Genomic DNA, 25,995 nt, shown 5'->3' with positions numbered 1-25,995 from the left:
GACGACTCAGTTCTGGTGATACTGCGCCGACAATTCGTGCACCGCCTCGATGAAAGCGCCCGCATTCGCGGGGTCGACTTCCGGCGTAATGCCATGACCCAGATTGAACACATGACCGGTGCCGCTGCCGTAGCTGGCGAGAATACGTGCGACTTCCTGGCGGATCGCTTCAGGACGCGCATACAGCACGGTTGGGTCCATGTTGCCCTGCAATGAAACCTTGCTGCCGACACGCCGACGCGCTTCACCGATGTCGCAGGTCCAGTCCAGCCCCAGTGCATCGGCACCGGCATCGGCAATGCTTTCCAGCCACAATCCGCCACCCTTGGTGAACAGAATCACCGGCACCTTGCGACCGTCATGCTCGCGGATCAGGCCGTTGACGATCTTGCGCATGTACGCCAGAGAAAACTCCTGATACGCCGCCGAAGACAGGCTGCCGCCCCAACTGTCGAAAATCTGCACCGCCTGCGCACCCGCCAGAATCTGGCCATTGAGGTAAGTGGTAACCGACTGCGCCAGCTTGTCCAGCAACAGGTGCATGGCTTGCGGGTTGTCGTAGAGCATCGCCTTGGATTTACGGAAGTCCTTCGAAGAGCCGCCTTCGACCATGTAGGTCGCCAGTGTCCACGGACTGCCGGCAAAGCCGATCAGCGGAACGCGACCATTGAGTTCGCGGCGGATGGTGCTGACCGCGTCCATCACGTAACCCAGATCCTTCTGCGCGTCAGGGATCGGCAGGGCTTCGATGTCAGCCAGTGTGCTGACGGTCTTCTTGAATCGCGGGCCTTCACCGGTTTCGAAATACAGACCCAGCCCCATCGCATCGGGAATGGTCAGAATATCGGAGAACAGGATCGCCGCGTCCAGCGGGTAGCGATCCAGCGGCTGCAGCGTGACTTCACAGGCGAACTGCGGGTTCTTGCACAGGCTCATGAAGTCCCCGGCGCTGGCACGGCTGGCACGGTACTCGGGCAGATAGCGGCCCGCCTGACGCATCATCCAGACAGGGGTCATGTCCACGGGTTGCTTGAGCAGGGCGCGCAGGAAACGGTCGTTCTTCAGGGCAGTCATGTCGGCATCCGCTATAAAAGTGCGGGCATTTTCTCAGAGCGCGACGCAAAAGGCACGGCAAGAGCCGTGCCTTTTATCTATCGGGTCGATTTGCCGCAGGAGCCGGTGGGTGACTGAAGTCACTCAGCCCTGACTTTTAAGGGTTGGATTGCATGATGTTTTTTATCCAGTCGTCAAAAAAAGACACGCGCGTGTACTGACCGGCGCCATCGAACAGCGTACGACTGACCAGTCCGACTCCGACATAGTCATTTCCAACCCGATACAGGAGAGGCCCTCCGGAATCACCACCCGCCTGATTGTAGCCCGCGCAGATGTTGTTTTCCGGATTGAAGTTGGTGTCGGGGTAGCCTTCTGGAACGTAGATGCACCGCACCTCAGTCAGTACACGGCCCTGTCCTTGGTAAAGGACATCGGACAATTCGCCGGCGTCGGTTCTACCCAGCCCGATCAGCGTAACTGGAGAGCCATCCTTGAGCGGGACAGGTGCCTGATCGCTGTCCAGCTTAAGGAAATCGGTGCTCTGTGCTGGACGGGTCAGCTTGACCAGAGCGATGTCGTATTGGCCCCGGTTCGAATCCGCATGAGGAAAAATATTGCCGATTGCGATGCGCTCTTTCTCGATGAGTTTGGGTCGATACTGCTCAAGACCGATACTGACCAGGCGCGCCTGAGTGTCGCGCAGACAGTGCTCAGCGGTCAAAACCCATTGAGGTGCAATCAGCGCACCACCACAGATATGAGCACCATCTTCCTTGACCAGTGCCGCAAAAAACGGGTATTGCCCGCGAGGTGCGGGCTCACCGCCGATGATCTTTCCAATGCCGTCGGTGGAACGGTCTGCGACACAACCACCCAGTGTGGCGACCAGAAAAATTAATGCGAGTAGCTTGTTCATGATCAACTCCCTGATCGTGACTGAATTTCGTTGTAACGCCGCTGCGATCCTGCAACGCACGTCGAGATTGCGGCCTGTCAGGCGAGTCATGACTCGCTGGACCGGTTTTCAGTAAAACGAAATGAGTCGGAAGCGGGAACTGTCAGAACTGACAGCAAAGACGGGGAAACAGCCTGATGAAGGCTGGTCAGACTTGAGAAGCGGAAACTGCGCCCGCCATACAACAGATGATTGACTGAATAAACGCTGCATCGTGGAAGGCGGCTTGCCGGCGATGAAGTCGGCGCGGTGTGTCAGACGATCTGTGTCACCGTTCATCGCGGGCAAGCCCCCTCCCACAGGGTAAGTTGTTGGGGCGATCAGATAAGGCAGTTGCGGACTGAACGCTTGACGCTCTCGATTTACAGCGCCGAAACCATCAAACGCCCAGGTAATCCAGAATCCCTTCAGCCGCATTACGGCCTTCGAAGATCGCGGTAACCACCAGGTCGGACCCACGAACCATGTCGCCACCGGCGAAGATTTTCGGGTTGCTGGTCTGGTGCTTGTACTGAGACTGCTCCGGCGCAATCACGCGGCCCTGGCTGTCGGTGTTGATGGTGGACGACTCGAACCAGGCCGCCGGGCTCGGACGGAAACCGAAGGCGATGACCACGGCGTCGGCCGGGATGATCTCCTCGGAACCCGGAATCGGCTCGGGGCTGCGGCGACCACGGGCATCCGGCTCGCCGAGACGTGTCTCGACCACTTTCACGCCTTCGACCTTGTCTTCGCCAACGATAGCGATCGGCTGACGGTTATAGAGAAACTTCACGCCCTCTTCCTTGGCGTTCTTCACTTCCTTGCGCGAACCCGGCATGTTTTCTTCGTCACGACGATAGGCGCAGGTCACCGACTTGGCACCCTGACGGATCGACGTACGGTTGCAGTCCATCGCCGTGTCACCACCGCCGAGCACAACGACCCGCTTGCCTTTCATGTCGACGAAATCTTCAGGCGACTTTTCGAAGCCAAGATTGCGATTCACGTTGGCGATCAGGAAGTCGAGCGCATCGTGCACGCCTGGCAGGTCTTCACCGGCAAAGCCGCCCTTCATGTAGGTGTAGGTGCCCATCCCCATGAAAACGGCATCGTACTCTTCGAGCAACTGGTCGATGGTGACGTCCTTGCCGATTTCGGTATTGAGGCGGAACTCGATACCCATACCGGTGAACACTTCGCGACGATGGCTCAGCACGCTCTTTTCGAGTTTGAACTCGGGAATACCAAAGGTCAGCAGACCGCCGATTTCCGGGTTCTTGTCGAACACCACTGGCGTCACACCGCCACGCACCAGTACATCGGCGCAACCCAGGCCAGCGGGACCGGCGCCGATGATTGCCACGCGCTTGCCGGTGGGTACGACTTTGGACATATCAGGACGCCAGCCCATGGCGAAGGCTGTGTCGGTGATGTACTTCTCCACCGATCCGATGGTCACGGCGCCGAAGCCGTCGTTCAGGGTGCAGGCACCCTCGCACAGACGGTCCTGCGGACACACGCGACCGCAGACTTCCGGCAGCGTATTGGTCTGGTGCGACAGTTCGGCGGCCGCCAGGATGTTGCCCTCGGCCACCAGCTTGAGCCAGTTGGGAATGAAGTTGTGCACCGGGCACTTCCATTCGCAATACGGGTTACCGCAGCCCAGGCAACGGTGCGCCTGATCGGCGGACTGCTGGGGCTTGAAGGGTTCGTAGATCTCTACGAACTCTTTCTTGCGCTGACGCAGCAGCTTCTTCTTCGGGTCTTTACGCCCGACATCGATGAACTGAAAGTCGTTACTTAGACGCTCGGCCATTCTCTAGAACCTCTACACGACAGCTTCAGGCCATGGCCATGAAGCTGCAGGAAATCATGTTCGCAGGCGTTCGCGCACTGCTGTGGTCGTGCGGCGTGAGACACGCCGCGTGCAGTTGCGCTTATTGCGGGTTCGCCCGGGTGCTGGAGAGCAGCGACTTCAGGTTGGCAGCCTTGGGCTTGACCAACCAGAAACGACGCAGGTAGTCGTCCAGATTTTCCGCAAGGTTACGACCCCATTCACTGTCGGTTTCCGCGACGTACTCGTTCAGCACGCTCTGCAGGTGAGTGCGATACGCCTCCATCGCCTCGCCGCTGATGCGCTGGATTTCAACCAGCTCATGATTGACGCGGTCGACGAACGTGTTGTCCTGATCCAGCACGTAGGCGAAACCGCCGGTCATGCCGGAACCGAAGTTGTAGCCGGTCTTGCCGAGGACACAGACGAAGCCGCCGGTCATGTATTCGCAGCAATGGTCGCCCGTGCCCTCCACAACCGTGTGGGCGCCGGAGTTACGCACCGCGAAACGCTCACCCGCCGTGCCCGCCGCGAACAGCTTGCCGCCGGTCGCGCCATACAGGCAGGTGTTGCCGATGATCGCGCTTTCGTTGGTCTTGAACGGGCTGCCCTTGGGCGGCACGATCACCAGCTTGCCAGCGGTCATGCCTTTGCCGACGTAGTCGTTGGCATCGCCTTCCAGGTACATGTTCAGGCCACCGGCGTTCCACACGCCAAAACTCTGACCGGCCGTGCCCTTGAAGCGGAACGTGATCGGCGCCTTGTTCATGCCCTGGTTGCCATGCAGACGGGCGATTTCGCCGGAAATCCGCGCGCCGATGGAACGGTCGCAGTTGCAGATATCCATCTCGTACTCGCCGCCGCTGAGGGCTTCGATGGCCGGTTTGGCCAGCTCTACCATCTTCTCGGCCAGCAGGCCCTTGTCGAATGGCGGGTTGCGATCCACCAGACTGAACTGAGGCTTGTCAGCTGGAATGTGGTCGCTGCCCAGCAACGGCGTCAGGTCCAGATGCTGCTGCTTCTCGGTTTCGCCCGGCAGCATTTCCAGCAGATCGGTACGGCCGATCAGCTCTTCCAGCGAGCGAACGCCCAGTTTTGCCAGCCACTCGCGCGTTTCTTCAGCCACGTAAGTGAAGAAGTTGATCACCATATCGACCGTGCCGATGTAGTGATCCTTGCGCAGCTTCTCGTTCTGGGTCGCGACGCCGGTGGCGCAGTTATTCAGGTGGCAGATACGCAGGTATTTGCAGCCCAGCGCGATCATTGGCGCTGTGCCGAAGCCGAAGCTCTCGGCACCCAGAATCGCAGCCTTGATCACGTCGAGGCCGGTTTTCAGGCCGCCGTCGGTCTGCACGCGGACCTTGCCGCGCAGATCGTTGCCGCGCAGGGTCTGGTGAGTTTCGGCCAGTCCCAGCTCCCACGGCGCACCGGCGTACTTGATGGAGGTCAGTGGCGAAGCACCCGTACCGCCGTCATAACCGGAAATGGTGATCAGGTCGGCGTAAGCTTTGGCGACACCGGCCGCAATCGTGCCAACGCCCGCTTCCGCCACTAGCTTGACCGAGACCAGCGCCGCCGGGTTGACCTGCTTGAGGTCGAAAATCAGCTGCGACAAGTCTTCAATGGAATAGATGTCATGGTGCGGTGGTGGCGAGATCAGAGTGACGCCCGGCACTGCATAACGCAGCTTGGCGATCAGACCGTTGACCTTGCCGCCCGGCAACTGCCCGCCTTCGCCAGGCTTGGCGCCCTGAGCGACCTTGATCTGCAGCACGTCGGCGTTGACCAGGTATTCCGGCGTCACGCCGAAACGACCTGTCGCAATCTGCTTGATCTTGGAGCTACGGATGGTGCCGTAGCGAGCCGGGTCTTCGCCGCCTTCTCCGGAGTTGGAGCGGGCACCCAGACGGTTCATCGCCTCGGCCAGCGCTTCGTGCGCCTCGGGCGACAGTGCGCCCAGCGAGATACCCGCCGAGTCGAAACGCTTGAGAATCTCGGGCAGCGGCTCGATCTCGTCGATGCTCAGCGGCTGGTCGAGGGTCTTGACCTGCAGCAGGTCGCGAATCATCGACACCGGACGCTTGTCCACCAGCGAGGTGTATTCCTTGAACTTGCTGTAGTCGCCCTGCTGCACGGCAGCCTGCAGGGTGCTGACCACGTCCGGGTTGTAGGCGTGGTATTCGCCACCGAACACGAACTTGAGCAGACCGCCTTGCTGGATCGGCTTGCGCGGGCTCCAGGCTTCGGCCGCCAAGGCTTTCTGCTCGGCTTCGATGTCCACGAAACGCGCGCCCTTCAGACGGCTCGGCACACCACGGAAACTGGTGTTGCAGACTTCTTCGGACAAGCCAATGGCTTCGAACAGCTGCGCACCACGGTAGGACGCAACGGTCGAGATGCCCATCTTGGACAGGATCTTGAGCAGGCCCTTGGTGATGCCTTTACGGTAATTCTTGAAAACTTCGTACAGATCGCCCAGCACTTCGCCAGTGCGGATCAGGTCGCCCAGCACTTCGTAGGCCAGGAACGGATAGACCGCCGACGCACCGAAACCGATCAACACCGCAAAGTGATGCGGGTCACGGGCGGTCGCGGTTTCGACCAGAATGTTGCTGTCGCAACGCAGGCCCTGCTCGGTCAGGCGGTGGTGAACCGCGCCAACCGCCAGCGATGCGTGAACCGGCAGTTTGCCCGGCGCAATATGACGGTCGCTCAGCACGATCAGGGTATGACCGGAACGCACCGCTTCTTCGGCCTGATCGGCGACGTTGCGGACTGCGGCTTCAAGGCCCATCTGTTCGTCGTAGTTCAGGTCGATGATGTAGCGTTCGAAGCCCGGACGATCCAGGTTCATCAGCGAGCGCCACTTGGCCGGAGAAATGACCGGCGAGCTGAGGATCACCCGTGAAGCGTGCTCAGGCGACTCCTGGAAAATGTTGCGCTCGGCACCGAGGCAGATTTCCAGCGACATGACGATGGCTTCACGCAGCGGGTCGATCGGCGGGTTGGTGACCTGCGCGAACTGCTGACGAAAGTAGTCGTAAGGCGAGCGCACACGACGTGACAGCACGGCCATCGGCGTGTCGTCACCCATCGAACCCACGGCTTCCTGACCCTGCTCGCCCAGCGGACGCAGCACCTGATCGCGCTCTTCGAACGTGACCTGATACATCTTCATGTACTGCTTGAGCTGGTCGCTGTTATAGAAAGCCGAACCGTGGTCGTTGTCTTCCATGGTCGCCTGAATGCGCAAGGCGTTCTTGCGCAACCACTGCTTGTACGGATGACGTGACTTGAGGCGGTTATCGATGGCGTCGGTGTCGAGAATCTGACCGGTCTCGGTATCGACCGCGAAAATCTGGCCCGGACCGACACGGCCCTTGGCGATGACGTCCTCAGGCTTGTAGTCCCACACGCCGATTTCCGACGCCAGGGTGATGTAACCGTTCTTGGTGGTGACCCAGCGCGCCGGGCGCAGACCGTTACGGTCCAGCAGGCAGACCGCATGGCGACCTTCGGTCATCACGACACCGGCCGGGCCGTCCCACGGCTCCATGTGCATGGAGTTGTATTCATAGAAGGCCCGCAGATCCGGGTCCATGGTCTCGACGTTCTGCCACGCAGGCGGAATGATCATGCGCACACCACGGAACAGGTCGATGCCACCGGTGACCATCAGCTCGAGCATGTTGTCCATGCTCGACGAGTCGGAACCGACGCGGTTGACCAACGGCCCCAGCTCATCCAGTTCCATCAGGTCGTTGGTGAACTTGGTACGACGCGCCTGAGCCCAGTTACGGTTACCGGTAATGGTGTTGATCTCGCCGTTGTGGGCAAGGAAGCGGAACGGCTGGGCCAGCGGCCATTTCGGCAGGGTGTTGGTCGAGAAACGCTGGTGGAACACGCAGATCGCGGTTTGCAGGCGCTCGTCGCTCAGGTCCGGGAAGAAGGCCGTGAGATCGGCCGGCATCATCAGACCTTTGTAAATGATGGTCTTGTGCGAAAAACTGCAGATGTAGTGCTCGGTGTCAGCGGCGTTGGCAACCGATGAACGGCGACGCGCACTGAACAGCTTGATCGCGAATTCCTGATCGCTGAGGCCTTCACCGCCGATGTAGACCTGCTCGATCTTCGGCAGACGCTCCAGCGCCAGACGACCCAGCACGCTGGTATCGATCGGCACCTGGCGCCAGCCCACCAGCTCCAGGCCCTCAGCCAGGATTTCGCGGTTCATGTTTTCGCGTGCGACTTCGGCTTTGGCGTCATCCTGATTGAGGAACACCATGCCCACGGCGTATTGGCGGGGCAGATCGACACCGAAGTGTTCCTTGGCCTTCGCGCGCAGGAAGCCGTCGGGCTTCTGAATCAGCAGACCACAACCGTCGCCGGTCTTGCCGTCGGCATTGATGCCACCACGGTGGGTCATGCAGGTCAGGGCTTGGATAGCCGTCTGCAACAGGTGATGACTGGGCTCGCCTTGCATATGTGCGATCAGGCCGAAACCACAGTTATCCTTGAATTCATCTGGTTGGTACAGACCTGCTTTCATAGACACTTTCTCACCAGGCTGCCTCTATGCGAGGCAAATTTCCTTTTAATTCAACCAATTACCTGACACGCCGAACGTACGCCGGCTTCGGACGGGCAAAACGGAGGTCATTGTACACAGCGACACTAGGGCTCACAAATTTAACGACGATTGGTGGATAATCAATGTCGCAATTATGAAAGTTTTAAAGCGGGTCGCTGTGGTAGTCAAAGTATTTCTTGAAGAATCTGACTGAAGCGACTGAGACTGCGGAGCGTTTGTAACGCAGACGCCACAAGGCGCGCCCCGAAAAGGCGGCGCGCTCAAGCGGGTAAAGTCAGGTTTGCCGGGTGAGCGGCCCGGATAAGGCCGCTGCGACTTCAGCGAGTGGCGCCAAGCTCTTGTTGGATACTTGCGACAGTACGAGGCCAAGGTTTACCAGCCTGAACCTTGGCTGGCAATACCTTGATGGCTGCCAAGGCGGCAGCGCGGTCAGAAAAGTTACCGTAGGTCACCACATACAGCGGCTTGCCCTGCAGGGTTTTCTTGAAGTAACGGTATTCGCCGCCCTGCTCTGCCACGTAGGCCTGAGCAGTCGCTTCGGAGCTGGTGCCGAGGATCTGCACCACGTAGTGGCCTGGTGCCTGACCGCTGTACCAGTTGCCACCGGCAGCCGGTTTGGCGGCAGCAGGCTTCTCGGCTGGCTTGGCGGCCGGCGCTGGAGCAGGTTTGGCAGTCGCCACCTGAGTCGGCGCTGGCGCAGGCTTGGCAGCCGGTGCAGGCTGAGTCACCGGAGCGGGAGATGTCGGTGCAGGAATGGACGAGCGTGGCGTCTGAGCCGCAGCCTGACCCGCAGGAACACCTGCTGGCGGCGCAGTCGTGGTTACGGTCGGAGGCTGAGCGGGCGAGCCCGATGGCACCGCGTCTTCATCGGAATCACTCGAACCCGCCGCCTCGGCCAGAGGGCCGCGCATGACAGGTTGTGAATTGCCACCCAGCGGCAACGGCATCGGCTGGGAGTTGCCTGCGAATTCGATGGCCGGACCACCGTTGTTCGATTGCTGGGCAGATGGCGTGCCCTGCCCCAGAGGCAGTTGCGCCTGAGCGGAAGCAGGGTCATTGACAGGCGTCTTGTCGCCACGTCCCGGGATCAGCACAGCGGCTGCCACGGCCACGAGCACGACAGCCCCCAGAGCCAATACGTGTTTTTTCGGCATGTTGAACCCCACACTTGGACGCTTGACCGCAGAACGACTTGCGATCATCGCCTCGATCATTGAATCGCGGGCCACCTGGTTGATCGCCCCAGGCCAGCCATCGGACTGTTCATGGATATCGGTGATCTGGTCGGCAGTAAACAATGCGATTCCCTGCCCTGCACCCTCCAGACGTTGAGCCAGATACTCCCGGGTTTCTTCTTCCGTATAAGGCTGCAACTCGATGACGTGAAAGCGCTCGCCTTCAACGTCGCCCTGCAGTTCGGCACACAACTGATCGAGACGATCGAGCAGTGACGGCTCACCAAACAGGAACACGTGCGGGCGCCCTTCCGGCGTACCCGCTGCAAGCCCCAGCAACGCTTCGAGCGCCGAATCGCCCAGTTGTTCCGCATCGTCAACCAGCAGGTACACTTCCTGCCCCGTCAGACCGAGCTGAACCACCTGCGAAAGGATCGACTGCATTTCGGCATGAGCAACGCTCAGGGCCTGTGCGACCTGTTGCAGCACACCGGCGGCATCGCTGGCGCCTCGCGCGGAAACCACCACGCTCTGGACCGATTGCTTGTTGGTACTCGCCACCAGTGCCTGGCGCAGCAGGGTCTTGCCGCTGCCCTGAGGACCGGTGACCGCCAGCAACAGCTGACTGTAACGCGCCAGATGATGAAGCTGGCCCAGCACCGGCTTGCGCTGGGCAGGGAAGAATTTGAAGCCAGGTACCCGCGCTGCAAAGGGGTCATGACTCAACTGGTAATGACCGAGGAAGGCCTCGTCGGCGTGCAAACTAGTCATGGGTTTCCGTTAACCTCTAAGCTGATCCACCAGGGCGCGGTAATCCGCAACCAGAGTGGCCTGTAGTACTTCTTTTGGATAATCGTCCGTGATGACCGCTTCACCCATCTCACGCAGGAGCACCAGACGCAGGCGCCCGTCGATGACTTTTTTGTCGATTGCCATGTGTTCGAGGAAATGCTCTTCGGTCATGTCCTGCGGGGGCACCACCGGCAGACCGGCACGCTGGAAAAGACGTATGCCGCGATCGCGATCCTGCGTGCTGATCCAGCCCAGACGCGAGGACATTTCCAGCGCCATGACCGTACCGGCGGCAACCGCCTCGCCATGCAGCCAGACACCATAGCCCATATGCGTCTCGATGGCGTGACCAAATGTGTGACCCAGGTTCAATGTCGCCCGCACACCCGACTCGCGCTCGTCGGCACCGACGACCAGCGCCTTGGCCGCGCAGGAACGTTCGATGGCGGTGGTCAATGCAGCCTGATCCAGCCCGCGCAACGCGTCGACATGCTCTTCGAGCCAGGTCAGGAATGGCTCGTCGCAGATCAGCCCGTACTTGATCACTTCTGCAAGTCCCGCAGACAGCTCACGCGCGGGCAGGGTATTGAGCGAGGTGGTGTCGATCAGTACGACGCCGGGCTGATAGAACGCACCAACCATGTTCTTGCCCAGCGGATGATTGATGCCGGTCTTGCCACCCACCGAGGAGTCAACCTGCGACAGCAACGTGGTCGGAATCTGGATGAAATTCACGCCGCGCTGATAGCACGCGGCGGCAAACCCGGCCATGTCACCGATAACGCCGCCACCCAGCGCGATGACCGTTGTGCGGCGGTCATGACGGGCCGTCAGCAGACCGTCGAAAATGGTTTGCAGGGTTTCCCAGTTCTTGAACGCTTCGCCATCGGGAAGCACGATCGGCAGAACGTTGTAACCGGCGAGCGTGCGGGTCAGTCGCTCCAGATACAGCGGTGCGACCGTTGTATTGGACACGATGGCCACCTGGCGCCCGACGATGTGCGGTGTCAGGAGTTCGGGACGATCCAGAAGGCCTTCGCCGATATGGATCGGATAGCTACGCTCACCAAGCTCGACCTTAAGTGTCTGCATGTGTCCCCACGTTGATTGCCGGTTCGACGGTTGCACACCTGAGTGCGTCAGGATGGCCATTGTGCCGGCCCCTTTACCGTCGCTGTTTTATTGGTCGCCGAGGATAGCGCATTTTTGTCTGCGCTTTAACGGGGAGGAAGCTCGGCAAGACGAGCCAGGATGTCCAGAACCACCATGCGCGGCGGCCGCTCGTCGGTTTCGACCACAAGGTCGGCGATTTCCCGGTACAGCGGGTCGCGAATGGCCAGCAACTCGCCCAGCACGCGAGCAGGATCCGCCGTACGCAACAAAGGCCGATTACGATCGCGTGCCGTCCGGCCGACCTGTTGCTCGACCGACGCGTGCAGATACACCACTCGCCCGCCAGCATGCAACGCCTGACGATTTTCGCTGCGCATGACCGCCCCGCCGCCCGTGGCCAGGACAACGCCATCGGCTTCGCACAGTTCTGCAATCATGGCCTGCTCACGGTCGCGAAAGCCCGGTTCGCCTTCCTTGTCGAAAATCCAGGGAATATTGGCACCCGTGCGCAACTCGATTTCCTTGTCGGAATCCTTGAACGGCAGTCGCAACTCTTTGGCAAGCAAACGGCCGATGGTGCTCTTGCCAGCACCCATCGGCCCCACAAGTATTAAATTTCGCACAGAATCAACGACTCACAGCAATCGCCTGGTTGTTCATGATACGCGGTGTCAGAAATACCAACAGCTCGGATTTCGCCTCTGCTACCACGTCGCGCCTGAAAAGGCGGCCAAGATACGGCACATCACCGAGAAATGGCACTTTCTCTACAACTTTACTTTGCGTATTGGAGAACACGCCACCGATCACGATGGTCTCGCCGTCGGAAATCAGCACCTTGGCGTTGACCTCGTTTTTCTTGATCGGAGGCACGCCCAGGACCGCATTGAGGTAGTCGGGCTCATCCTTGGTGACCTTGACCTCCATGATGATGCGGTTGTCCGGCGTAATCTGCGGCGTAACCTCCAGCGACAGGGACGCTTCCTTGAAGCTCACCGTCGTGGCGCCACTGGAGCTGGACTCCTGATACGGAATCTCTGTGCCCTTAAGGATTTTTGCGGTTTCCTTGTCGGAGGTGACGACCTTGGGCTGGGATACGATTTCGCCGTTACCGGTTTTTTCCATCGCACTCAGTTCAAGGTCAAGCAGCGCATTGTTGGTCAGGAAACCGATGCCCACGCCCGCCGTTGCATCAGGAGCGCCCAGATCCACAAACGGAATGTTGGCGGTCAGATCGTTGCCCGTATTGCCTGCCTCATCGCCGTTATCGTCGAGACCGCCGACGCTCCACTTGCGAGACCGGTCGGTTCGACCGCCCCAGCGCACGCCGATCTGCTTGTCATAGTCGACGTTGGCTTCAACGATTCGCGCCTCGATCATCACCTGACGAACTGGAATATCCAGCTGCGAGACGATGCGGCGCAGTTCGTCGAGTCGATCCTGAGTCTGGTAGGCAATGATGTTGTTGGTGCGCTCATCCACGGTAATGGAGCCACGCTCGTCCGCCTTGGACTCTGCGCTGGTGACCGACTGGAACAGCTTGGCAATGTCCGCCGCCTTGGCGTAGTTGACCTGCAGCAGTTCCCGACGCAGCGGCGCCAGCTCGGCAATCTGCTTGAGCGACTCCAGTTCCTGACGTTCACGGGCGGCAATTTCATCAGCCGGCGCGACCAGCAACACGCTGCCGACCTTGCGCTTGTCCAGGCCCTTGGTCTTGAGCACCAGGTCCAGGGCCTGATCCCACGGCACGTTCTGCAGACGCAGGGTGATACCGCCCTGAACCGTGTCACTGGCGACCAGGTTGAGGTTGGTGAAATCGGCAATCAGCTGCAGTACCGAGCGTACATCAATGTCCTGGAAATTCAGCGACAACTTCTCGCCGGTGTAGACCGGCTTGTCGGCCGCTCGTCGGTCTACATCCTCATTGGTCAATGGACGCACGCTGATGGTCAATTTGTTTTCGGTCTGGAACGCCGAGTAATCGAACGCACCGGACGGCTCGATGGAGATGCTGGCCTTGTCGCCGGACGCCGTGGCGCTGACAAATTGAACGGGTGTGGCGAAGTCCTTCACATCCAGACGCACGCGCAACGGGTCGGGCAATTGCGTCTTGGCGAAGTCGACACGGATCTTGCCGCCCTGCTCCTGAATATCTGCCGCGATGCTGGCGTTACTCAGGTCGATGACCACGTTGCCTTCGCCCAGCTCACCGCGCTGGAAGTCGACGTTGCGAATGGCTCGGGCGCCCGCAGGCACATAAGGCCGCGCCGACGCAGGCGTTGGCGGCGGCACGGCGACCCGTGCAGCACCCTTGGCCGTGGTCGGCTGGGAAGCCTGCGCTGCCGCCGCACCCTGACCGATCACCACGAACAGGTTGTTGCCGTCGACACGTGAGCTGTAAGGCGAAAGCGTGGTCAGGTTGATGATGACCCGCGTGCGGTCCTGGGCCTGAACAACCACCACACTGCGGGCATTGCCTGCGCCCAGATCACGGCTCTTGGTCGCCAGCTGGCTGGTCACGCCCGGCAGGTCCAGCGCGATGCGCGCAGGCTGCTCGGTGGTATAGCCACGTGGCGCGGGCACCGGTGCGTCGAAGGAAAGCTTGAGCTCGATTCGATCACCCGGCAGGGCCGCGACATCGAGCGTCTTGAGATTGGCGGCCTGGAGAACCGGCGAAATCATCGCTATCCATAACGAAACGCCGATAATCGAGAGAATCCGGGTCATGATCAATTTCCGTTGTGCGGTGCTGTACATGCTTGGCCTTGCCCACTTCATGAGCGTTCTTTGAGGGCGATACTGCGCGGCCTTTCCAGCCAGGCCCCCTCTCCATCAGGAACTATTTCAATGACATCGACCTGCCCGTCGCTGACCGACACGATGCGACCGTTGTTGCGCCCCAGATAATCACCCACCTTCACGCGATAGACGCCTCCCGCCCCGTGCAGCAGGGCAAAGGTGCCGGAGTCGTTGCCGATGGTACCGACCATTTCGAACGACTCGATGTTGAAGCCTTCGAGAAACTGCTTCACCCGGGTCTCGTCCGGTGCGACCAGACGCGAGCCTTTCTGGCGACTGAGCGCGTCGACCTTGACCGCCGGCTGAAACGGGCTGCGCAGACTGGCTGCGTTATAGGTGAACGCCTCATAGGCACGAAACCTGGGCAACGGCTCGATGGTACCGCTCGGACGCGCCTGAGCCTGCGCCACAAACTCGCTCAGGTCAGCGTAATCATTGCCGCCGCCGCAACCGGCCAACCCCGCCAGGACCGTACTGACGCACAACACACGCGCCACCCTCATTTCTTCAGCCCTTCATCGTTGTAACGGTAAGTCTTCGCCAGAATGTTCATGCGCAACTTGGCAGGCACCTTGGGATCAGCCGGTTTGATATCGAAATCATGCAGCGTCACGATGCGCGGCAAACCGGCCACGCCACTGACGAAAGTCGCCAGGTCGTGATACCCACCGACCACTGTGATCTGTATTGGCAGTTCGATGTAGAACTGCTGCACCGCCTCGGGCAACAGTTTGATTTCCTCGAACTCCAGACCGCTGCCCAGACCGGTGCGGGTAATGTCTTCCAGCAGGCCGGGCACTTCGGTGTCGCTGGGCAATTGCCGAAGCAGAGCGCCGAAGGTGTTTTCCATTTCCTCCATCTGCTTCTTGTAGGGCTCCAGATTTGCGGCCTGGAACGCCTTGGTGGAAAACTGCTCCTTGAGCGACACCTCACTGGCCTGCGCGTTCTCCAGCTGGGTTTCCATGTCCTGAATGAACAGGAAATAGCCCAGAGCGAAGATCAGCACAGTCAGCAGCACGCCGGCAATCGCCTTGACGGCAGCAGGCCATGAACCCAGATTGTTGAGGTCGAGTTCGTTGAGTTCGACCTTGCGAAGCCCTTCCAGCCACTCGCTCATGTTCATGGCTTGGCTCCTTCGGCAACCGGGACCTGGACTTGGGGTTGGGTCTGACGCACGGTCAGTTGAAAGACGTTGGCCTGATCCACGGTGCCTGCAGTGGTCGCCTTGACCTCGGTCAGGCTGGGTGCCTCGAGCCAGTCGGACGCTTCAAGGTTACGCATGAGGTCGGAAACCCGGTTGTTCGATTCGGCCGCACCGGTGATCGCGATCAGTTTGTCAGTCATCTTGACCTGCGAGAAATACACGCCATCCGGCAGGGTACGGGCAAGCTGATCGAACACACGTCCGGTGATCGGCCGGTTGCCCTGCAGATCCTGGATGATTTTCATGCGTTCCAGCAATTGCTTGCGTCGCGCCTTGAGGTCGCTGATTTCCTTGATGCGCACATCGAGTTGCGCGATCTCTTTCTGCATGAAGGCATTGCGCGCCAACTGGCTGTCGATCGCCATACCGATGTAGCGATCAATCAGGAACAACACGCCGACGGACACCACCAGCACGCAGACCAGTACAGTCAGAAAGCGTTTCCTGCGCTCTTCGCGCAGCTCTTCACGCCAGGGTAGGAGGTTGATCCGCGCCATCAGTCGAAGCTCCTCAAAGCAAGACCGCACGCGATCATCAGCGCAGGCGCGTCACTGGCCAGAGCACCCGCATTCACCTTTGAGCTCAGGGCCATGTCGGCAAACGGATTGGCCACCTGGGTCGGCGTGCCGAGACGGCGCTGGATCAGATGTTCCAGGCCCGAGATCGAAGCCGTACCGCCAGCGAGCATGATGTGATCCACGGAGTTGTACTGACCTGCGGCAAAGAAGAACTGAAGGGAACGCGAGACCTGCTGCACCAGCGCATCCTTGAATGGCTCCAGCACTTCGCTGATATAGTCGTCTGGCAGCCCGCCCTGTTTCTTGGCAAGCCCGGCCTCTTCCATCGAGAGGCCGTAGCGACGCTGGATTTCTTCAGTCAGCTGGCGCCCGCCGAACAGTTGCTCGCGGGTGTAGATGATCCGGCCGTGGTGCAGAACGCTCAGCGTGGTCATGGTTGCGCCGATATCGACGACGGCAACGGTCAGTTCGTCATGACCGTTACCCAGCTGCACAGCCAGCAGCCCGAATGAACGCTCAAGGGCATAGGCTTCGACATCGACGACCTTTGCGGTGAGGCCCGCCAGCGCCAGCGCAGCCTCGCGCACCTCGACGTTTTCCTTGCGGCAGGCGGCCAGAAGGACTTCAACGCGTTCGGGATTGCGCAGCGAATAGCCCTGAACTTCGAAATCGATGGCCACTTCTTCAAGGGGATAGGGGATGTACTGATCAGCCTCGAGCTTGAGCTGATTCTCCATGTCATCGTCCGAGAGACCGGCGTCCATCTCGATGGTCTTGGTGATGACGGCCGAGCCTGCAACCGCGACCGCCACCGTTCTGGCGCTGGTCCTGGCCTTGACGATCACGCGTGAAAGCGCCTGGCCAACGCCTTCGAGTTCGGCAATGTTCTTTTCGACGACGGCATTGGCCGGCAACGGCTCAACAGCGTAAGACTCGACTTTGTAGCGGGTTCCGGAACGACTCAATTCAAGAAGCTTGACCGAGGTGGAACTAATATCGATCCCTAGAAGGGTGTTGGCCTTCTTACTGAAGAGTTCGAACACAACCTGATTCCTATGAGTTTCCGTCACTTACGGAGTTATTTCGGGTCAGCGTCACTGCCAACAGCCTTGACAGTAGCGCAAATCACGCTTGGGGACGAAAAATGCTTATAATGCCCAGCGTTTTTTTCGTTTGAGAAAGCTTCAAGGCGTGTTCATTTGTAAATGCCTGCGCTTAACCCACTATTTTTTCTGGAAATCCAAAAGCCTTGATACGCCTGCTGAAGTTTTTCTGGTGGTCTCTCGTCGCGGTATTCTGCTCGCTGCTGCTCGGCCTGAGCGGCGCGTTCCTTTATCTGAGCCCCAACCTGCCATCTGTTGAGGCGCTGCGAAGCATTCAACTGCAAATTCCCCTGCGCGTGTACAGCAGCGACGGCAAGCTGATCGCCGAATTTGGCGAGATGCGTCGCACGCCGATTCGCTTTGCCGAAATACCGCCCAACTTCATCAACGCCCTGTTATCGGCCGAAGACGACAATTTCGCCAATCACTACGGTGTCGATCCAAGCAGCCTCATGCGCGCCGCCACCCAATTGGTGAAAAGTGGCCACATTCAATCGGGCGGCAGTACCATCACGATGCAGGTCGCGAAAAACTTTTTCCTGACCAGCGAAAGAAGCTTTTCGCGCAAAACCACCGAGATTCTTCTCGCCTTGCAAATCGAGCGCCAACTGACCAAGGACGAGATTCTCGAGTTGTACGTCAACAAGATTTATCTGGGCAACCGGGCCTATGGCATCGAGGCGGCGGCGCAAGTCTACTACGGCAAATCGATTCGCGATGTAAGCCTTGCGCAAATGGCCATGATTGCCGGTCTGCCCAAGGCACCGTCACGTTTCAACCCACTTGCCAACCCGACCCGCGCCAAGGAACGCCGCGACTGGATCCTGGGCCGCATGTACCGCTTGGGCAAGATCGACCAGACTGCCTACCAGGCCGCTCTGAGCGAGCCGCTGAACGCCAGCTACCACGTTCCCACACCGGAAGTTAACGCGCCTTACATTGCAGAAATGGCACGCGCAGAAATGGTCGGCCGCTACGGCAGCGATGCCTACACCGAGGGTTTCAGGGTTACCACCACTGTTCCGAGCGACCTGCAGGAAGACGCCAACAAGGCAGTTCAGCGCGGCCTGATCGACTACGACCAGCGTCATGGCTATCGCGGACCGGAAAGCCGCTTCCCCGGCATGACCCGCGCCAACTGGGTTCAGGAACTGACCAGACAACGCCCGATCAACGGCCTGGAGCCGGCTATCGTGACTCAGGTCGACAAGGCCGGTCTGACGGTACTGACCCGCAATGGCGAACAGGAAGAGAAGGTCGACTGGAGCACCATGAAGTGGGCGCGCCCTTACCTGAACACCAACAGCCTGGGCGCCAACCCCAAGCAGCCGGGTGACGTTGCGAAGGTCGGTGATCTGGTTCGCCTGCTGCGTCAGGACGACGGTTCACTCAAATTCAGTCAAATTCCCGTCGCGCAGAGCGCACTGGTGTCGCTGGATCCGCAGAACGGTGCCATCCGCGCACTGGTGGGCGGTTTCGCGTTCGAGCAAAGCAACTACAACCGTGCCATGCAGGCCAAGCGTCAGCCAGGCTCCAGCTTCAAGCCCTTCATCTACAGCGCTGCGCTGGACAATGGCTACACGGCTTCCAGCCTGGTAAACGACGCGCCTATCGTGTTCGTCGACGAATACCTGGACAAGGTCTGGCGTCCGAAGAACGACACCAACACCTTCCTCGGTCCGATTCGCCTGCGTGAAGCCCTGTACAAGTCGCGCAACCTGGTGTCGATCCGCCTGCTGCAAGCCCTGGGCATAGACAGCACTATCGACTACATCACCCGCTTCGGCTTCGCGAAGCAGGACCTGCCGCGCAACCTGTCGCTCGCACTGGGTACGGCAACGCTGACGCCGATGGAAATCGCCACTGGCTGGAGTGCTTTTGCGAACGGCGGCTACAAGGTCAGCCCTTATCTGATCCAGACTATCGAGAACCGTGACGGCCAGACGATCTTCACCGCCAACCCGCCAAGCGTGCCGGCTCATGATGTGAAGGCTGCACCGGACACTTCGACCTTTGCAGTACACGACAGCCCGAACCTGACGACCACGTCATCCACGACGCCTGCCGAACCCCAGGCACCTGCCGTGGCCGAGCGTATCGTCGACAGTCGCACGACGTTCATCCTCAACAGCATGTTGCAGGACGTGATCAAGCGCGGCACCGGACGTCGCGCGCTGTCGATGAACAGGCCTGACATTGCAGGCAAGACCGGTACGACCAACGAATCCAAGGATGCCTGGTTCTCGGGCTACAACGCCGATTACGTCACCACGGTCTGGAGCGGTTTCGACCAGCCGGAAAGCCTGGGACGCCATGAATTCGGCGGCACGGTTTCCCTGCCGATCTGGATGGACTACATGAGTGCGGCATTGAAAGACAAGCCGCCACACCAGCAGGCAGAGCCGGACGGCATCCTCAGCCTGCGCGTCGACCCGGTCAGTGGCCGCGCGGCAACGCCGAGCACGCCGAATGCGTTCTTCGAGCTGTTCAAGAGCGAAGACACGCCGCCGAGCGTCAACGAACTGGGCGGCAGTAGCGCTCCGGGCAGCCCGCTGCCAGCGGATGAGTCGGCGCCGATCGACCTGTTCTGACGCACTGAATGTGACGCAGAGCGCAGGCGTAAATCATGCCCGCGCTCTGCGTGGACATACCGCCGATGGTGCACACCTGCACGACCGACAGTCGCCCCGGCAATTTTTACTTACTCCAAGACCGTCGAGCCCGGTATGATCGCGCGCCCGATTCACCCGGAAGTCTGAACTCAAATGAAACCCACCTTGATCGCCGCCGCAGAACTCGATCGCATCGACACCTGGGCCAAGTACTCCAGCCACATGTGCGGAGGCTGCGTGTCCAGCTGCTGCACGCTGCCGGTCGAAGTCAAGATCAAGGACCTGATCCGTATCGGCATCGTCGATGATTTCGAACGTGGCGAGCCCGCGAAGAACATCGCCAAGCGGTTGCAGAAGGAAGGGATCGTCGAGCGTTACAACCAGAAGACCGAGATATTTACCCTGCAGCGCATGAGCAACAATGACTGCCTGTATCTGGACCGTAAAAGCCGCCTGTGCACCATCTACGACAAGCGCCCCGATACGTGCCGCAACCACCCCAAAATCGGACCGCGCCCTGGCTACTGCGCCTACAAGCCCAAGGCAGTTGTACGCCCAGAAAGCGGCTCCCTGAGAAACGCCACCAGCGCGCCTGTCCCGAAGTTCTGAGTGACCGCCCCGAGTGAGGCTCAGAGCACGAGCACATGATCGTGCATAGGCTCCGCTCTCATCGCTATACACAAGCCTTGCTGCAAACGTGAGCGTGGGAGGCGGCTGGTCGGCGATTCTTTTTCTGAAGCGACCTATCAGCCACCGAACTGACGCCATCGCCGGCAAGCCGCCTCCCACAGGGTACGCATTCAGTCAAAGACTTTGATGATCGTTCCCACGCTCCATGGGAACGCGGAGCCTCACCACGATGAGGCCTTACAAAACCCGCACAAATAAAAACGCCCCCGGCCTTTCGACCGGGGGCGTTTTCATTCAGCGAGGGCTAAGTATCAAGCCTTGGCTTTCTTGGCAGCGCGGGTACGCTCGCCTTCGTCCAGGATCTTCTTGCGAAGACGGATCGACTTTGGCGTGACTTCGCACAGCTCGTCGTCCTGGATGAATTCCAGAGCCTGTTCCAGAGTGAAGCGAACAGGTGGAACCAGAGCGATGGTTTCGTCTTTACCCGAAGCACGCATGTTGTCGAGCTTCTTGCCTTTGGTTGGGTTGACGCCCATGTCGGTGTCACGGCTGTTCAGACCAACGATCTGACCGTTGTAGATCTCTTGACCGTGCTCAACGAACAGCTTGCCACGCGCCTGGAGGGTTTCCAGGGAGTAGGTCAGCGCCTTGCCGGTTTCAACCGAGACCAGAACACCGTTCTGACGGCCGGACATCTGGCCGGACTTCATGGTGTCGTAGCGATCAAAGATGGAGGTCAGGATGCCAGCACCGTTGGTCAGGGTCAGGAACTGGTTACGGAAACCGATCAGACCACGAGCAGGGATGTTGTATTCCAGACGCACACGACCTTTGCCATCCGGCACCATGTTGGTCAGATCGCCTTTACGCAGACCCATCTCTTCCATGACCTTGCCCTGGGATTCTTCAGGGGTGTCGATGGTGACGTTTTCGAACGGTTCCTGCTTGTTGCCGTCGACGACGCGGATGATCACTTCAGGACGACCAACGCCCATTTCGAAGCCTTCGCGACGCATGGTTTCGATCAGTACCGAAAGGTGCAGCTCACCACGGCCGGAAACCTTGAACTTGTCAGCCGAGTCGCCTTCTTCAACGCGAAGAGCAACGTTGTAGAGCAGCTCCTTGTCCAGACGCTCCTTGATGTTACGGGAGGTCACGAACTTGCCTTCTTTACCGCAGAACGGCGAGTCGTTTACCTGGAAGGTCATGGAAACGGTTGGCTCATCGACGGTCAACGGCTTCATCGCTTCAACGTTCAGCGGGTCGCACAGGGTGTCGGAGATGAACAGTTCGTCCATACCGCTGATGCAGACGATGTCGCCGGCAGCCGCTTCTTCAACGTCAACGCGGTGCAGACCGTGGTGACCCATCAGCTTCAGGATACGACCGTTACGCTTCTTGCCGGAAGCGTCGATAGCCACGACCGGAGTGTTCGGCTTGACGCGACCACGTGCGATACGGCCAACACCGATGACGCCCAGGAAGCTGTTGTAGTCCAGAGCGGATATCTGCATCTGGAACGGACCGTCACGGTCAACAGCCGGCGCAGGTACGTTGTCGACGATCGACTGGTACAGCGGGGTCATGTCTTCAGCCATGTCGGTGTGGTCCAGACCGGCAATACCGTTCAGGGCCGAGGCGTAGACGACTTTGAAGTCCAGCTGTTCTTCGGTGGCACCCAGGTTGTCGAACAGGTCGAAGATCTGGTCCAGAACCCAGTCCGGACGCGCGCCTAGACGGTCAACCTTGTTGATGACCACGATTGGACGCAGGCCGGCTTCGAAAGCCTTCTTGGTCACGAAACGGGTCTGCGGCATAGGGCCGTCCTGAGCGTCGACCAGCAGCAGCACGGAGTCGACCATCGACATTACGCGCTCTACTTCACCACCGAAGTCGGCGTGGCCCGGGGTGTCCACGATGTTGATGTGGTAGCCGTTCCAGTTGATCGCGGTGTTCTTCGCGAGAATGGTAATACCGCGCTCTTTTTCCTGGTCGTTGGAGTCCATCACGCGCTCGTCGTTGAGCTCGTTGCGCTCCAGAGTGCCGGATTGACGCAGGAGTTTGTCTACCAGGGTGGTCTTACCATGGTCAACGTGGGCGATGATGGCGATGTTGCGTAGATTTTCGATCACTTGTGTATCTCGATCAGAGGATTCGGTCTGCTGACGGTTTAACGCCGGCGATTAACAGTTACTAGTCGGCAAAAGCCGTTACGGCTTGGCGACTGGTGTCGGGGGGCCGGTGACGCAAGCCACAGGCAAACAGCCCCGGGCACTTAGCTCGGTCGATAAACGCGCACATTGGCATGCCCCTCACTGAGCAAATGGTGGGCATGCAGGCGACTCATGACGCCTTTGTCGCAATACAACAGGTACTGGCGCGTGTTATCCAGTTCCTTGAAACGGCTGTTCAATGCATAGAACGGCAGCGTTTGTACTTCTATGCCCGGCACCTGCAGCGGCTGGTCTTCCTGCGCATCCGGGTGACGGATGTCGATGACGACCTGACCGGCCAGCGCCTGGCTGACTTCTTCTATATCGACATTGCGGCTCAGATCGTCGATGACCCGATCGATCGAAACCAGCTTCGCGCGCTCGAGCGCCTGCTCGAGAATCGCCATGTCGAACTGTTTTTCTTCGTACTCAACGCGATTCCGCTTGGCGTTGGTCTTGGGGTTGACCGAGATCACCCCGCAATACTCAGGCATGTGCCGGGCAAAGTCGGCCGTACCGATCTCCGTCGCCTGATCCACGATGTCCTGCTTGTGGCTGGCCACCAGAGGCCGCAACACCAGCTTGTCGGTCGCCGAATCGATCAGCGACAGATTGGGCAGTGTCTGGCTGGACACCTGTGAAATCGCCTCGCCAGTGACCAGCACATCGATTTCGAGCCGATCAGCCACGGATGAAGCAGCGCGTAACATCATACGCTTCAAAACTACACCCATATGACTGTTATCGACTTTCTGCAGAATTTCTCCGAGAACTTCTTCGAAAGGCACGCTCACGAACAGCACGCGCTGGGAGCTGCCGTACTTCTTCCAGATGAAATGAGCGACTTCCATCACGCCCAGTTCGTGGGCACGACCGCCCAGATTGAAGAAGCAGAAGTGCGCCATAAGCCCGCGGCGCATGATCTGGTAGGCCGCAACGGTCGAATCGAAACCGCCGGACATCAATACCAGGGTCTGCTCCAGCGCGCCGAGCGGGTAACCGCCCAGGCCCTTGTGCTGGTCATGAACGACGAACAACCGTTGGTCGCGAATTTCCATTCTGACCACCAGATCGGGCTTTTTCAGCTCGATTCCGGCCGCCCCGCACTGCTGGCGCAACTGGCTGCCGACGTATTTCTCGACATCCATGGAGCTGAAATCGTGTCGTCCGGCACGCTTGCAACGCACGGCAAACATCTTGCCCGGCAACAGGTCGGCATAATGCGCCTTGCACTTGGCAACGATGTCATCCATGTCGCCCAGCGGGTATTCGGCCACCTGCAGAAAGTTGGCGATACCGGGCATGCAACTCAGGCGTTCGGTGATGCCCTGCAGGACTTTGGGGTCGGTCAGCCGGGTCTCCACCTCGAGGTTGTCCCATACGCCGCCCACCACAATGTCCGCGTCCAGTTCCCGGAGCACGGTACGAATGTTCTTGCCCAGCTGCCGGATGAACTTCTTGCGAACCGGCGGGCTTTTGATGGTGATTTCTGGGAAAACTTTAACGATTAGTTTCATGGAAACGGTGCGTGAGGTGCCGACCAAAAAAGGGGGGCGCGGATTATAGCGGAAATTGCTCACGGTTTAACCAGTTATCGTACAGCCAATCATCGACGCACCAAAAAGGGTCGACCACTCAATTGACAGCGCCATAAGAGTGCGTGAATTTCCGCAGAATCCTGATTTGAAGCCCTGAAAGCCTCGGATTGAGGCAAAAAACCCAACACGGGGCACTGGCATGCAAATTGCTCCCTTGTGAGGCAGGTTGCCTTGGCAGAGTATTCGCGCCGGCATCACCCAAATTCAAGGGGCCCAAAACTATAAGGCGGTCCCTAGCCACCCGGAGGACACCATGTCGAAGTCGGTTCAACTCATCAAAGATCATGACGTTAAGTGGATTGATCTGCGCTTCACAGACACCAAGGGCAAGCAGCAGCACGTCACGATGCCTGCGCGCGATGCGCTGGAAGACGACTTCTTTGAAGTCGGCAAAATGTTCGACGGTTCCTCCATCGCTGGCTGGAAAGGTATCGAAGCCTCCGACATGATCCTGCTGCCGGACGACGAAACCGCCGTTCTCGACCCGTTCACCGAAGAGCCGACCATCATTCTGGTCTGCGATATCATCGAACCTTCGACCATGCAGGGCTACGATCGCGACCCGCGCGCCATCGCCCACCGTGCAGAGGAATACCTGAAGTCCACCGGTATCGGTGACACCGTATTCGTGGGTCCTGAGCCAGAATTCTTCGTCTTCGACGAAGTGAAGTTCAAGTCCGACATCTCCGGCTCCATGTTCAAGATCTTCTCCGAACAGGCTTCCTGGATGACTGACGGCGACATCGACGGCGGCAACAAAGGCCACCGTCCTGGCGTCAAGGGTGGCTACTTCCCGGTTCCACCGGTCGACCATGACCACGAAATCCGTACCGCAATGTGCAACGCCCTGGAAGAAATGGGCCAGGTCGTGGAAGTCCACCACCATGAAGTTGCCACTGCCGGCCAGAACGAAATCGGCGTGAAATTCAACACGCTGGTCAAGAAGGCTGACGAAGTTCAGACCCTCAAATACTGCGTACACAACGTTGCCGATGCCTACGGTCGTACCGCTACCTTCATGCCGAAGCCTCTGTATGGCGACAACGGTTCGGGTATGCACGTCCACATGTCCATCGCCAAAGACGGCAAGAACACCTTCGCAGGTGAAGGCTATGCCGGTCTGTCCGACACTGCCCTGTTCTTCATCGGCGGTATCATCAAGCACGGCAAGGCACTGAACGGTTTCACCAACCCGTCGACCAACTCCTACAAGCGTCTGGTTCCAGGTTTTGAAGCACCGGTGATGCTGGCCTACTCGGCACGTAACCGTTCGGCTTCCATCCGTATTCCTTACGTCTCCAGCCCACGCGGCCGTCGTATCGAAGCACGCTTCCCGGATCCGGCAGCCAACCCGTACCTGGCGTTCGCCGCACTGTTGATGGCTGGCCTGGACGGCATCCAGAACAAGATCCACCCTGGCGACGCAGCTGACAAGAACCTGTATGACCTGCCGCCTGAAGAGGCCAAAGAGATCCCACAAGTTTGCGGCAGCCTGAAAGAAGCCCTGGAAGAACTGGACAAGGGCCGTGCGTTCCTGACCAAGGGCGGCGTATTCAGCGACGACTTCATCGATGCCTACATCGAGCTGAAAAGCGAAGAAGAAATCAAGGTACGCACCTTCGTACACCCACTGGAATACGAGCTGTACTACAGCTGCTGATCCAGTCGCGCCAGCGTTGATGGCCTGACGTTGATGGCGTAACAGAAAAGACCTCCTTCGGGAGGTCTTTTTGTTTCAGCGGGATCATGACTGGCCGTGATGCATGAACTTTTGTTCACCGTGTGGCGCTGGCAGCGGTCAGGAACATGACGTTTACTCT

Annotated in this window: 17 protein-coding genes; 3 read left to right on the top strand and 14 right to left on the bottom strand. The window is 59.2% G+C overall.

Features of this window, described 5'->3' with window-relative positions; genetic code table 11:
* Positions 1-6 precede the first annotated feature (6 nt).
* The 12 genes from hemE to KDX39_RS08910 form a co-directional block, all read right to left on the bottom strand.
* Complete coding sequence (gene hemE, locus KDX39_RS08965; protein WP_210042576.1) at positions 7-1,074, bottom strand: uroporphyrinogen decarboxylase; 1,068 nt, start codon at positions 1,072-1,074, stop codon at positions 7-9.
* 136 nt (positions 1,075-1,210) lie between these two features.
* Complete coding sequence (locus KDX39_RS08960; RefSeq protein WP_231660083.1) at positions 1,211-1,972, bottom strand: S1 family peptidase; 762 nt, start codon at positions 1,970-1,972, stop codon at positions 1,211-1,213.
* 418 nt (positions 1,973-2,390) lie between these two features.
* A complete protein-coding gene (locus KDX39_RS08955) occupies positions 2,391-3,809 on the bottom strand; it encodes an FAD-dependent oxidoreductase (protein ID WP_231660082.1) in 1,419 nt (472 codons plus the stop codon).
* Between the two features lie 121 nt (positions 3,810-3,930).
* A complete protein-coding gene (gltB, locus tag KDX39_RS08950) occupies positions 3,931-8,376 on the bottom strand; it encodes a glutamate synthase large subunit (RefSeq protein WP_231660081.1) in 4,446 nt (1,481 codons plus the stop codon).
* Between the two features lie 359 nt (positions 8,377-8,735).
* Positions 8,736-10,364: an SPOR domain-containing protein gene (locus KDX39_RS08945; protein WP_099229357.1), complete on the bottom strand. Its 1,629-nt coding sequence runs from the start codon at positions 10,362-10,364 to the stop codon at positions 8,736-8,738.
* A gap of 9 nt (positions 10,365-10,373) precedes the next feature.
* Positions 10,374-11,477 (bottom strand): 3-dehydroquinate synthase, encoded by a 1,104-nt coding sequence (aroB, locus tag KDX39_RS08940; RefSeq protein ID WP_099229356.1) that lies wholly within the window; start codon positions 11,475-11,477, stop codon positions 10,374-10,376.
* Positions 11,478-11,602: 125 nt separating this feature from the next.
* Entirely contained in the window at positions 11,603-12,121 is a 519-nt protein-coding gene (gene aroK, locus KDX39_RS08935; RefSeq protein ID WP_004882714.1) for a shikimate kinase AroK, read from the bottom strand.
* Between the two features lie 4 nt (positions 12,122-12,125).
* Positions 12,126-14,225: a type IV pilus secretin PilQ gene (gene pilQ / locus KDX39_RS08930; RefSeq protein ID WP_231660080.1), complete on the bottom strand. Its 2,100-nt coding sequence runs from the start codon at positions 14,223-14,225 to the stop codon at positions 12,126-12,128.
* 47 nt (positions 14,226-14,272) lie between these two features.
* Entirely contained in the window at positions 14,273-14,800 is a 528-nt protein-coding gene (locus KDX39_RS08925; protein ID WP_231660079.1) for a pilus assembly protein PilP, read from the bottom strand.
* Positions 14,797-15,420, bottom strand: coding sequence for a type 4a pilus biogenesis protein PilO (gene pilO, locus KDX39_RS08920; RefSeq protein WP_231660078.1), 624 nt, complete (start codon positions 15,418-15,420; stop codon positions 14,797-14,799). Before pilO ends, KDX39_RS08925 begins: the two co-directional genes overlap by 4 nt.
* A complete protein-coding gene (locus tag KDX39_RS08915) occupies positions 15,417-15,998 on the bottom strand; it encodes a PilN domain-containing protein (protein ID WP_231660077.1) in 582 nt (193 codons plus the stop codon). Before KDX39_RS08915 ends, pilO begins: the two co-directional genes overlap by 4 nt.
* Positions 15,998-17,062 carry a pilus assembly protein PilM gene (locus KDX39_RS08910; RefSeq protein WP_231660076.1) on the bottom strand — a complete coding sequence of 355 codons (1,065 nt, stop codon included), beginning with the start codon at positions 17,060-17,062 and terminating at the stop codon, positions 15,998-16,000. The genes KDX39_RS08915 and KDX39_RS08910 overlap by 1 nt, the downstream gene beginning before the upstream one ends.
* A 209-nt stretch (positions 17,063-17,271) precedes the next feature.
* Here KDX39_RS08910 and KDX39_RS08905 point away from each other — a divergent pair, with 209 nt between their 5' ends.
* Together KDX39_RS08905 and KDX39_RS08900 are read left to right on the top strand one after the other, a co-directional pair.
* Complete coding sequence (locus tag KDX39_RS08905; protein ID WP_442964533.1) at positions 17,272-19,713, top strand: penicillin-binding protein 1A; 2,442 nt, start codon at positions 17,272-17,274, stop codon at positions 19,711-19,713.
* A gap of 174 nt (positions 19,714-19,887) precedes the next feature.
* Positions 19,888-20,343: a YkgJ family cysteine cluster protein gene (locus KDX39_RS08900; protein ID WP_004882721.1), complete on the top strand. Its 456-nt coding sequence runs from the start codon at positions 19,888-19,890 to the stop codon at positions 20,341-20,343.
* A 332-nt stretch (positions 20,344-20,675) separates the two neighbouring features.
* Here KDX39_RS08900 and typA read toward each other — a convergent pair whose 3' ends face one another.
* A complete protein-coding gene (gene typA / locus KDX39_RS08895; protein ID WP_231660074.1) occupies positions 20,676-22,496 on the bottom strand; it encodes a translational GTPase TypA in 1,821 nt (606 codons plus the stop codon).
* A gap of 143 nt (positions 22,497-22,639) precedes the next feature.
* Complete coding sequence (gene thiI, locus KDX39_RS08890; RefSeq protein ID WP_004882723.1) at positions 22,640-24,094, bottom strand: tRNA uracil 4-sulfurtransferase ThiI; 1,455 nt, start codon at positions 24,092-24,094, stop codon at positions 22,640-22,642.
* A 334-nt stretch (positions 24,095-24,428) separates the two neighbouring features.
* Between thiI and glnA the strand changes: the two genes are divergently transcribed.
* Positions 24,429-25,835 (top strand): glutamate--ammonia ligase, encoded by a 1,407-nt coding sequence (glnA, locus tag KDX39_RS08885; RefSeq protein WP_099229349.1) that lies wholly within the window; start codon positions 24,429-24,431, stop codon positions 25,833-25,835.
* The last annotated feature ends 160 nt before the right edge of the window (positions 25,836-25,995 follow it).

The sequence above is a fragment of the Pseudomonas sp. CDFA 610 genome (genome assembly GCF_021147865.1).
Taxonomy (GTDB): Bacteria; Pseudomonadota; Gammaproteobacteria; order Pseudomonadales; family Pseudomonadaceae; genus Aquipseudomonas; species Aquipseudomonas alliivorans.
Note: the sequence above shows the minus strand (reverse complement) of the source record. Positions and strands in the feature narration are given on the sequence as shown.